This window comes from Demetria terragena DSM 11295, assembly GCF_000376825.1.
Taxonomy (GTDB): domain Bacteria; phylum Actinomycetota; class Actinomycetes; order Actinomycetales; family Dermatophilaceae; genus Demetria; species Demetria terragena.
In genome coordinates, this window is the sequence record NZ_AQXW01000004.1 from 108,910 (window position 1) to 119,909 (window position 11,000).

Here is an 11,000-nt window from a genome sequence, read left to right on the forward strand (position 1 = left end):
GGAAGGCCCCTTTCTTGAATGCTCTTGTGACTGCTGACGATTCGTGGGTATCACTGAACTGGTCGGCTCTGGGTGACGGATTCCTCGGTGCGACCTTTGATGGACTGACCTTCGGGTCGATTTACGCGCTGGTCGCCCTCGGCTACACCTTGGTGTACGGCGTACTGAACTTGATGAATTTCGCACACTCGGAGGTCTTCATCACCGGTGCGTACGCCGTGGTGTTCACGCTGAGCGCGTTGGGTTTTGGTGCCTCCGTGCCCAACTTGGCGTGGTACGAGATCGTCCTCAACCTGGTGCTCGCATGTGCTGCGGCGATGGCCGCGGCGGCGGGCGTCGCGTTCCTGATCGAACGGATCGCCTACCGCCCGCTCCGAAAACGCGGGGCCTCCCGACTGGCCTTCCTGATCACGGCGATCGGTATGTCGTTCGTGGTCCAGAACATCTACTTCGTCTGGCGGTCGGCCAACGCCGAGCCGTCCGTGACGATGTTTGAGAACCGCGCGATCTTTGACATCGGTGGAACGCTCATCTATCTGGATCAGGTCATCATCGTCACCGCTGCGCTGATCATGATGATTGGCGTTGATCAACTGATTCAACGCACCAGGCTCGGTCGCGGAATTCGCGCAGTCGCACAGGACCCGGATACCGCGACCTTGATGGGGGTGAACCGAGAACGCATCATCGTCTTGACCTTTGTCATCGGTGGGGTTCTGGCTGGGGCAGCGGCGCTCTTCTACGTGATGAAGGTGCCCTCCGGAGTGGTCTACAACGGCGGCTTCATCCTCGGCATCAAGGCCTTCACCGCGGCTGTGCTCGGTGGCATCGGCAATGTGAGAGGCGCGTTGCTGGGCGGGCTGCTGCTGGGCGTGATCGGCAACTACGGCCAGATCCTGCTCGGTAACGGCCAGTGGACTGACGTTGTCGCCTTCGTCGTCCTGATTCTGGTCCTGATGGTGCGACCTGAGGGAATCCTCGGGAGCAATCTGGCAAAGGTGCGCGCATGACTACCCCGATTGAAAGTGCCGCCAACGAACAGGCTCACCTCGAGGAACAGGCCCAACCTGGTGAGAGCCGGCGCGGGAGACTCACGGAGCGATGGGACCACCTCGAGCGCTGGCAGCAATGGGGTTTCCTGGCCCTGGGCGGCGCCCTGGTGTTTTTCCTCCCCGTCATCAACCCCCCGATCTTGTCTACCGAACCAGCGAACGATTTCCCGATCGCCTGCGCCAACATGGCGATCTACGCGTTGGCCGCACTCGGGCTCAACGTGGTCGTCGGACAGGCCGGACTTCTCGACCTGGGGTATATCGGGTTCTTCGCTGTGGGTGCCTATGTGACGGCATTGTGGACCAGTGACGATTCGACCTTTGTGCACATTCCGTATCTCTGGACGTTGCCCCTCGCCGCCATCGTGACGATCGCTTTCGGTATTGCGCTCGGTGTGCCCACGTTGCGGCTGCGGGGCGACTACCTGGCGATCGTGACCCTCGGATTCGGCGAGATCATTCGGCTGCTGGCCACCATCGTCCCCGCACTCCAGGGTCAGACCGGGTTCAAGAATGTTGGCTCGCCTCCGGGTACCGCGAGCGACGGAACCAAATTGTTCGCGATCAACAATGGAACGCCGTGGTACTGGCTCACGGTCGCTCTCATCGTCCTGTTGATGCTTCTCCTGGGAAATCTTGAGCGCTCCCGCGTCGGACGGGCCTGGATCGCCACGAGGGAAGACGAAGACGCCGCTGAAGTCATGGGTGTCCCGACCTTCAAGTTCAAAGTGTGGGCCTTTGCCATCGGCGCCGCGCTGGGTGGACTTTCAGGGGCGCTCTTCGGTGGCCTCAACGGATTCGTCAACAACCAGAAGTTCGACGTCCAGACCTCGATGCTGTTCCTGGCCGCCGTCGTCCTTGGTGGAGCGGGAAACAAGTTCGGGGCCATTCTCGGTGGCGCCTTCGTGGCGTATCTCCCGCTACGGTTCACCGGGATCGCCGAGTACAAGTACCTCATCTTCGGCGTCACGTTGGTGACGTTGATGATTTTCCGCCCGCAGGGGCTGCTCGGCGCACGCAACCACTTGTTGGCCTACGCCGGCCGCGCGCGCGATTGGCTAGCCCAACGAGAACGACATCCACAGCACCATCAGTCGTCGCAGAAGGAGGGCCGGACGTGAGCATCCCAGCGGAGCACATCACTCCCGAGCGCGACATTGATGTCGCCGTCGGTGAGTCACTAGTCGAGATCCGCGACCTGACGGTCGAGTTCGGCGGTCTGACCGCGCTGGATTCAGTGACGTTCGATATTCGACGCGGCGAGATTCTGGGCCTGATTGGTCCCAACGGTGCGGGCAAGACGACCTGCTTCAACGCGATGACCGGCGTCTATAAGCCGACCCGAGGTAATGTCACGCTCGAAGGCGAAACCCTGCTGGGGCGCAAGAAGCACCAAATCACCCGCCTGGGCTTGGCGCGGACCTTCCAGAACATCCGGCTTTTCGGGCAGATGACGGCACTCGAGAACGTCGTCGTCGGCCTGGATGCGCGCCACAAGACGAGTGTTCCGGGTGCCATTTTCCGCAGCGCCCGGCACCGGCGAGAAGAATCTGAAGCGATCGATCGCGGACTCGCGCTGCTGGACTTTGTCGGGATCGCGCCGCAGGCAGGGGAGTATGCACGCAACCTGCCCTACGGGCACCAGCGTCGGTTGGAGATCGCCAGGGCCTTGGCGACGGAGCCCAAGTTGCTGTGTCTGGATGAGCCCGCGGCCGGCTTCAACCCGGCCGAGAAGGACGATCTGATGACGCTCATCAGGCAGATCCGAGATGACGGCTACACGGTATTGCTCATCGAGCACGACATGCGATTGGTGATGGGCGTGACTGACCGCATCGTGGTGCTGGAGTTCGGCAAGAAGATCGCCGACGGAGCGCCGCAGGACATCCGTGACGACCCTCAGGTCATTGCGGCGTATCTAGGCGAGGAGAGCGACGATGGCGCTGCTTGAGATCGACAACATCTCGGTGCACTACGGGCGTATCCAGGCGATCCATGATCTGTCTCTCACCGTGGAGGAAGGCGAGATCGTGAGCTTGATCGGCGCCAATGGTGCGGGCAAGACCACCACGATGCGTACCCTCGCCGGCCTGCTCAAGGTGTCGGCAGGGTCAATCTCCTTTGCCGGGGAGGACATCTCCAAGGTCCCGGGGCATCTGCGGGTGGTACGCGGCATCTCGCTCACGCCCGAGGGGCGCGGAATTTTCCCCGCCATGACCATCATGGAGAACCTGGACATGGGTGCCTACGCGGTGAAGGACAAGTCGTCGATGGCGGCTGACCTGGAACGTGTGTTTGATTTGTTTCCGCGACTGAAGGAACGGCAATCGCAAGCTGGCGGAACGCTGTCCGGTGGTGAGCAGCAGATGCTCGCGATTGGCCGAGCGCTGATGGGACGGCCCAAGTTGTTGCTTCTCGACGAGCCGTCGATGGGTTTGGCGCCGCAGTTCATCCGGCAGATCTTCGCGATCATCAAACAGGTCAACGAACAAGGCACCACGGTGTTGCTTGTGGAGCAGAACGCCAATCAGGCGCTGGCCAAGGCCGATCGTGCGTACGTGCTGGAGTCGGGGCGGATCACTCGCACAGGCACTGGCAAGGAGCTGCTGGCTGATCCGGCTATCAAAGAGGCATACCTCGGCGCGGCCTAACCTCGACTCGCATCGCTATCCCGCGAAGGCGCCTACAGCGGCGGTGAGCAGTGGCGCGACGGCCAATGCCGGAAGCATGTCGCCGACCGGGATTTCGCGAATCTGTAGTAGTCGCAGGCTGATTCCGATCAGAAGCAGCCCACCGGTCGCGGTGAGGGCGGCGATGTGAGCTTCTGGAAGCACGCTGCCAAGAGCCATCCCCAGCACGGTCAGTACGCCCTGCACCACGGCGACCGACGCCGCACTCATGAGGACACCGACGCCGAAGGTCGAGGCAAACGCCAGGGCTGCGAAACCGTCGAGTACTGACTTCAACACCAACTGGTCGATGCCGCGGCCAAGGCCGTCGCTCAGCGGGCCAAGGATCGCTAACGGCCCCACGCAAAACAGCAGTGAGGCGGTCATCCACCCCTCGATGAAGCGTTCGCGTTCGGCGTGGGTTGAGCCGGAACTGCCAGATGACCCATGGCCGGAGACACGACGCTGAATGCGCCCTGCCAGGCCTTCAAGACGTCGCTCAATACCCAGCAGCGAACCAGTGACCGAGCCGATGAGCAGGCTGCCCAGAATGATCAGCACCGGCGCACCGGCGCCCACAAAGTCCTCCAGCGCGGGGTCGGTGACCTGGTAGGCCGACAACGCGGCCATGAGCATGGTGACAAGTCCTAGGCAGTCGGTCACCACCGAGCGGGTGTGCTCGCGGAGCCGATTCCCCAGAACCATTCCTAGGCCGCCACCGATCAAGATGGTCGCGATGTTGATCAGGGTCCCAAAGCCAGGGAACGGAGCGCTCACGGCGCGACTCTACGAGACGCGTTAGCTGGCTTTCGTCGGGGCGTCGCGCAGCACGCAGGTCAGGCGCGAGGTGTTCACCCGGCGGCCCTCATCATCGACGATCGTGATGTCGTAGGTCGCCACGCTGCGTCCTTCTGACAGTGCCGTCGCGGTCGCCGTCACGGTGCCCGAGCGGACGCCGCGGTGGTGGGTGGAGTTGATCTCCAGACCCATCGCGGCCCGGCCCTTCCCAGCCGCCAAACTCGCGGCGATCGACCCCACCGTTTCGGCCAGCACCACGCTGGCGCCTCCGTGGAGCAGTCCGTATGGCTGGGTGTTGCCCTCGACTGGCATCCGGGCGACCACCCGGCCAGGGGTCACCTCGACCAACTCAATACCCATGCGTTCGATCAGCGTGCCCTTGGCGCCCGCCGTCATTTGGGCGATCAAGTCCACGTCGTTGCTGTCGCTCATCGCGGTCCTCTCGTCGTGCTGTCGGTGTTGGGCCCTAGAGTTTCATGGGTGAAGCGACTTCTGCTCCTCGACGGACACTCCTTGGCCTATCGCGCGTTCTTCGCCCTTCCGGTGGAGAACTTCTCCACGACGACGGGTCAGCACACCAACGCGGTGTACGGCTTTACTTCGATGCTCATCAACGTGCTTCGTGATGAAGAGCCGACGCACGTCGGCGTGGCATTCGACGTGAGTCGCCAGACGTTCCGTGCCGAGGAATATGCCGACTACAAGGCCAACCGTTCGGCCAGCCCGGATGAGTTCAAGGGCCAGGTCTCTCTCGTCCACGAGATCCTCGATGCGCTGAAGATCCCCGCAATCGAGTTGCCCGGCTACGAAGCCGACGACATCATCGCGACGCTGTCCACGCAGGCCGTCGATCAAGACTTCGATGAGGTGTTGATCTGCTCCGGCGACCGAGACGCGATCCAACTCATCAACGACCGTGTCACGTTGCTCTATCCGCGGAAAGGCGTCTCGGACCTGGCCCGCATGACTCCGGCGGCGGTGGAGGAGAAGTACGGCGTCCGCCCGGATCGGTACAGCGACCTGGCCGCCCTGGTGGGGGAGCAGTCGGACAACCTCCCCGGGGTGCCTGGTGTCGGGCCGAAGACGGCGGCGAAGTGGATCGGACTTTACGGCGGGCTGTCCGGCATCGTGGACCACATCGGCGAGATCAAGGGCAAGGCCGGGGAGAGCCTGCGCGAACACCTTGACGCGGTGCTGCGCAATCGCCGCCTCAATCAACTGCTGCGCGACCTTCAGTTCGACACCTCGGTCACTGACCTCGAGCGGCGTACGTGGGATCGCGATCAGGTGCATACGGTGTTCGATGGGCTGGAGTTCCGGATCTTGCGTGACCGGCTCTTCCAGACACTGGAAGCCGGAGGCGACGAGGCAGAATCCGCCATCGAGGTCAATGGCGCCACGATTGCTGACACGGAGGTCGGACCGTGGCTCGATGAGCACGCGCCCGCCGGAGTTCGCGTCGGCATGGTCGTGCTGGGCCGATGGGCGCAGGGATCAGGCGACGCCTTCGGCGTGGCGATCGCAGGCGAAAAGGCCGCCGCCTATATCGACCTCGAGGCACTGACCCCCACCGCCTCGGAAGCCCTGGCCGAGTGGCTGGCCGATGAGGCCCGACCCAAGGCGCTGCACGAATCCAAGAGCGCCCGGCACATGGTGAGCGCCCGGGGCCTTCACTTGGCTGGAGTTAGTCAGGACACCGCGCTGGCGGCCTATCTCGTCCGACCGGACCAACGTTCCTACGACCTGAGCGACTTGGTCTTGCGCTACCTCAAACGCGAACTCGCCGATCCGGAGCCCGGCGGCCAGGGGATGCTCGACCTCGGTGACACGGGGACGCCAGCTGAGGCGCAACGCGCGATGGAAGAAGCGGAGGCCGTCCGGGAGCTTGCCGCACAACTGGACACGGCGCTTGAAGAAACCGGTGGGGCCGGCCTTCTCCGCGACATCGAGCTTCCGCTGGTGAGCGTCCTTGCCCAGATGGAGTCCATGGGGATCGCGGTCGACACCGAGGCGATGGAGCGGCTGGAGTCCGACTACTCCGATGGCGTGCGTGCCGCGCAACAGGACGCCTTCGCAGCGATCGACGGGGAAGAGATCAACCTCGGTTCGCCCAAGCAGCTGCAGACGGTGTTGTTCGACCAGTTGATGCTGCCGAAGACCCGCAAGACCAAAACGGGATACACGACCGACGCCGATGCCCTGACGGATCTCTACGCGAAGACCGAGCATCCGTTCCTGGAGGCGCTGCTTCGGCACCGAGACTCCACCCGGCTACGGGTCACGATCGAAGGCTTGCAAAAGTCGGTCGCCGATGACGGGCGCATCCATACGACGTACCAACAGACGATCGCGGCGACCGGCCGACTCAGTTCGGTGGAGCCCAACCTGCAGAACATCCCGATCCGCACTGAAGCTGGACGCCGAATCCGTGAGGTGTTCGTGGTTGGCGGTGGGTATGACTCCCTCATGTCTGCCGACTACAGCCAGATCGAGATGCGCATCATGGCGCACCTATCCGGCGACGAAGGGCTCATCCAAGCCTTCCGCGATGGTGAGGATCTGCACTCGTTCGTGGGTTCGCGGGTGTTTCATGTCGACCCATCCGAGGTCACCCTCGAGATGAGGTCGAAGGTTAAGGCCATGTCTTATGGGCTGGCATACGGCTTATCGGCCTTTGGGTTGTCTAAGCAACTTGCGATCTCGACTGGCGAAGCCACGGAGTTGATGGAGGAATACTTCGCCCGCTTCGGCGGAGTCCGCGACTACCTACGCGATGTTGTGGCTGGCGCAAGCAAAGCGGGCTACACCGAGACGATGCTCGGTCGACGGCGTTACCTGCCCGATCTCACCTCGGACAATCGGCAACGTCGACAGATGGCCGAACGAATGGCGCTCAACGCGCCGATCCAAGGCTCGGCAGCCGACATCATCAAGCTCGCGATGCTGCGGGTCGACGCCGCGTTGCAGGACGCCGACGCACAGTCGCGCATGCTCCTGCAGGTCCACGACGAACTCGTTCTTGAGGTCGCGCCGGGGGAGCGGGACCAGCTGGAAGACCTGGTGCGCCGCGAGATGGGCGCTGCCGTGGAGTTGACGGTGCCGTTGGACGTCAGTGTCGGACACGGCGCGACCTGGCACGCGGCGGCACACTGACCAGCGATCCGTCGGACTCAGTCCGAACCGCGAGTACCCAGCAACTGCTCCGCGGCGGCCAGCGATCCTGGGGTGCCCACATCCAGGAAGGTGCAGTCCTGACGGAATGCGCCAATACGTATTCCGCGGGCGAGGGCGGCAGGAAGCACGTCTCGTTCCCATGAGACGTGGCCGACGCGCGACGTCGTGTCCAGCAGGGCTGGATCAAAGACGTATGTCCCCGCATTGACCACACCGGACCGTGCATCTGCTGGGCGGTCTGGCTTCTCCTCGAACCGAGAAATGAATCCAGCCTGGTCGACCATGACCGCACCGTATTGGCGTACATCTGGGACGGAACGCACGTGCAAGGTGGCGAGCGCACCCGCTGCGCGGTCGACCGCGTAGGCGGCCAGGTGTTCGTGAAGATCGTGCGTCGAGATGAGGTCACCGTTGACCGCCAGGACGACATCGCCAGATACCAGACCGAGCTCATCGATCGCTGCGGCGAGGGCGCCGCCGGTGCCCTTTGGCTGAGTCTCACGCACGTACTCCAACGAGAGGCCGTAATCCGTCCCCCGGCCAAGCACGGCGGGAAACAGTTCGGCGCGGTAACCCGTGGAGATCGCGACCTGGCTGATGCCCGCAGCCCACAGTCGGCGTAACTGGTGCGCGATCAGCGGCTCTCCAGCAACCATGAGCAAGGGCTTGGGTCGGTCGTCGGTCAGCGAGCCCATGCGGGTGCCGCGTCCACCAGCAAGCACAATCGCCCATCGGTCGCGTTCAGTCACGACGGCTTCTCCAGGATGTCCTTAACCTGTGGGGCGAACCAGTCCCACACGATCGGTCCTGACTGTTTGGTGAAGTGCATTCCGTCGGAGTAGAGCGGTACGTCGTTGACTGTGTCGTGGTAGCCGCCCGGACACACCGCTGCATTGAGATCGATGATGGGAGTGTTGGTGTTGCGTGCCCAGGACTTCGTGATCCGGTTAATCCGCGCAGTGTCGGCGCTGGAGTTGAACCGCGGTACAAGCGGGTCGACACCAAAATCGGCCAGGCGATGGCAGGTGGGCGTGACGACAGCGAGGTGATCGATGCCCGCTCGGGCTGCGCTTCGACGCAACCAGTCCAGGGATCTGAAGATGAAGGCGTCATGTTCGGGAGTGCCAAAGCGGGCCACCTTGCCGTCAATCCGATGATCGGCAACGAGGGTATGCGGCACGAAAAAGACCAGGACGTCGGCTTGGGAGTTCTTGAGTTGCTGCGGCCACGCCCGTCGCCAGTCCTGGCACGCTTTCGTGCGGCGCGGTGTTTTTCCATCGACTGTGACGTCCCCGTCGAAGGGATCGCATCCGTAGTTAGTCACGGTGCGCACGTCCAGATCGGGGTAACGGTTGGCCTCGAGCGTTTTGCCGAGACTTTCAGGCACCGAGTTCCCGGCGAGCGCCACCACGTGTTCTTGTTGCCCAACGGTGTATTGGGCTGGGACCAACTCGACGTTGCGCCTCTCCCCGGGTTCGACGGTGGGCAAGGCGCGGGCGGTCATGGGCAAGCCGAGCGCGCCGATCGCCAGCGCTGGGATCGCCACACCCGTGATCGCCCGGCTGAGTCGGCGGCGACGCGGTATGAGGGCGCCGAAGCCTTCGCGCCGGATCGGCAACTCGATGTAGCGATAGGTCAACCAGGCCAAACTGACCGTGAGGGACAGACGCAGCATCGCCAGGCCAAAGCCAGCAAAGCCCACCAGGTCAGGACTCAAAAACACGATGATGGGCCAGTGCCACAGGTATATCGGATAGCTGATGAGGCCGATCCACACCAGCGGTTTCCAGGAGAGCGCACGTTGGAAGTGGGACTCGCGCGCGCTCACCGCAGCAAGGATGGGAAGAACGGTGATCAGCGAGAGGACCAGCAGGCCACCCTGGAAGACCGCCGCGGCCGACTCGGATAGCACAGCGGCGCTGAACAGCACGATGGCGAGGGCGGGCCAGGCGAGGTAACCGCTCATCCGTTGAATCCCCAGGTGTGTGCGCTTGCGGCGGAACAGACTCGTTCCCCACAAGGCGGCAGCGCTGGCGCCGATGAGTAATTCGAAGATGCGGGTATCGGTGCCGTAGTACACCCGGCTCGGCTCTGTCCCGGGCTGATAGAGGTGAGCCATCCACCAGGCCGAGACCAGCGCGAGCGCGAATAGGGTGCCTGCAAGCGCGCGCCGCGACCGCAGGACCATGCCGAGTCCGATCAGCACCAACGGGAATACCAGATAGAACTGCTCCTCGATGGCGAGCGACCAGGTATGCCGTACCGGGGACGGCAGTGCGATCGTGCCGAAGTACGCCTCGTCGCCCAAGAGGAAGCGCCAATTCGCGACGTAGGCGATTGCAGAGAGCACGTCTTTGCCGATGTCCTGGAGACGGCCCTGGGGTGCGAAGAGGGCCGAGGCTACGACGACGGTTAGCAGCATCGTCATGAGCGCGGGAAGAAGTCGCCGTGCGCGGCCCAACCAGAAGGCCATCACGTTGATGGAGCCCCAGACTCGCCGCTCGGCCAGGAGGAGCGAGGTGATCAAGAACCCGGACAACACGAAGAACAGGTCAACCCCGAGCCAACCGCCAGGAAGGAGCGAGGGATTGAGGTGAAACATCACGACCAAGATGACGGCGACAGCCCGCAGTCCATCCAGCGCTGGGCGGTGAGGCAGCAGTCGTCGCTGGTCAGTCAAGGGGGAGTCCTTCCGGGCGTGGCCCTGTCGATCCTACTGTCCCGTAGCCATCTCCTGCCGTACGTCGCTACCATTCCCCTCATGTCGAATCCGGTGGCCTCTCGTACGGTCCATAGTCCACGCACAGGTACCAAAGTCGCAGTCCTCGTGGGACTGGTGTTTCTCGTGCTTGCTGCCTACTGGTACTGGGTGCCGGTGACCTTCCTCAGCAACAACGGTCAGATCTTTGGATGCGGCTCGGCCGCCAGTCCGCCTACGGAGAAGTTCCCGCAGAACGTCTGCCGGGAACTCCCGAGCACCTATGAAAAGCGCGCACTGTTTAGTGCGCTGGCCGGAGTGGCCGTGGCGTTGGTGGGTGCGGCGCTGTTTGGGTTCGATCGCCGCGAGGAAGAACTCGACGCTGACGACGACGATGATGACGATGACGACCGTCCCGCGCGGTCCAAGAGCCAGGCCCGACGGCGTTCGGCCAAGGGCACGCGTCGCCCGGTCCGGGCCGATGATGATGACTGGGACGACGAGGATGACTGGGACGACGAGGACGCTGACGACACCAGCGTCAAGACCGAGCGCGGTCCTCGGCGCCAGGGAACGTCAGGGTCTAAGCCCCGCCGTACCGAGCGCTAG

At 63.3% G+C, this 11,000-nt stretch carries 10 protein-coding genes; 6 read left to right on the top strand and 4 right to left on the bottom strand.

Annotated elements, in window-relative coordinates; all coding sequences use genetic code 11:
- Nucleotides 1–26 precede the first annotated feature (26 nt).
- Genes F562_RS0104595 through F562_RS0104610 form a run of 4 tightly spaced genes read left to right on the top strand, consistent with a single transcriptional unit; the run spans nucleotide 27 to nucleotide 3,703 of the window.
- On the top strand, nucleotides 27–1,010 hold the full coding sequence (locus F562_RS0104595) for a branched-chain amino acid ABC transporter permease (RefSeq protein WP_018155756.1): 984 nt from the start codon (nucleotides 27–29) through the stop codon (nucleotides 1,008–1,010).
- Entirely contained in the window at nucleotides 1,007–2,173 is a 1,167-nt protein-coding gene (locus tag F562_RS0104600; RefSeq protein ID WP_018155757.1) for a branched-chain amino acid ABC transporter permease, read from the top strand. The genes F562_RS0104595 and F562_RS0104600 overlap by 4 nt, the downstream gene beginning before the upstream one ends.
- Nucleotides 2,170–3,003, top strand: a complete 834-nt coding sequence (locus F562_RS0104605) for an ABC transporter ATP-binding protein (RefSeq protein WP_018155758.1) — start codon at nucleotides 2,170–2,172, stop codon at nucleotides 3,001–3,003. Before F562_RS0104600 ends, F562_RS0104605 begins: the two co-directional genes overlap by 4 nt.
- On the top strand, nucleotides 2,990–3,703 hold the full coding sequence (locus tag F562_RS0104610; protein WP_018155759.1) for an ABC transporter ATP-binding protein: 714 nt from the start codon (nucleotides 2,990–2,992) through the stop codon (nucleotides 3,701–3,703). Before F562_RS0104605 ends, F562_RS0104610 begins: the two co-directional genes overlap by 14 nt.
- Nucleotides 3,704–3,718: 15 nt before the next feature.
- Here the strand turns inward: F562_RS0104610 and F562_RS0104615 are convergent, their stop codons facing one another.
- Both F562_RS0104615 and F562_RS0104620 read right to left on the bottom strand, forming a co-directional pair.
- On the bottom strand, nucleotides 3,719–4,498 hold the full coding sequence (locus F562_RS0104615; RefSeq protein ID WP_018155760.1) for a DUF554 domain-containing protein: 780 nt from the start codon (nucleotides 4,496–4,498) through the stop codon (nucleotides 3,719–3,721).
- A gap of 21 nt (nucleotides 4,499–4,519) precedes the next feature.
- Nucleotides 4,520–4,951 carry a PaaI family thioesterase gene (locus F562_RS0104620; protein WP_018155761.1) on the bottom strand — a complete coding sequence of 144 codons (432 nt, stop codon included), beginning with the start codon at nucleotides 4,949–4,951 and terminating at the stop codon, nucleotides 4,520–4,522.
- Nucleotides 4,952–4,999: 48 nt separating this feature from the next.
- Here F562_RS0104620 and polA point away from each other — a divergent pair, with 48 nt between their 5' ends.
- Nucleotides 5,000–7,672 (top strand): DNA polymerase I, encoded by a 2,673-nt coding sequence (gene polA / locus F562_RS0104625; protein ID WP_018155762.1) that lies wholly within the window; start codon nucleotides 5,000–5,002, stop codon nucleotides 7,670–7,672.
- 17 nt (nucleotides 7,673–7,689) lie between these two features.
- On the opposite strand, the gene F562_RS18070 is transcribed toward polA, so the two are convergent.
- Together F562_RS18070 and F562_RS0104635 are read right to left on the bottom strand one after the other, a co-directional pair.
- Complete coding sequence (locus F562_RS18070; protein WP_018155763.1) at nucleotides 7,690–8,442, bottom strand: nucleotidyltransferase family protein; 753 nt, start codon at nucleotides 8,440–8,442, stop codon at nucleotides 7,690–7,692.
- Nucleotides 8,439–10,373, bottom strand: a complete 1,935-nt coding sequence (locus F562_RS0104635) for an acyltransferase family protein (RefSeq protein ID WP_018155764.1) — start codon at nucleotides 10,371–10,373, stop codon at nucleotides 8,439–8,441. The genes F562_RS18070 and F562_RS0104635 overlap by 4 nt, the downstream gene beginning before the upstream one ends.
- Before the next feature lie 81 nt (nucleotides 10,374–10,454).
- On the opposite strand from F562_RS0104635, the gene F562_RS0104640 reads away from it, so the two are divergent.
- A complete protein-coding gene (locus F562_RS0104640; protein WP_156822537.1) occupies nucleotides 10,455–11,000 on the top strand; it encodes a hypothetical protein in 546 nt (181 codons plus the stop codon).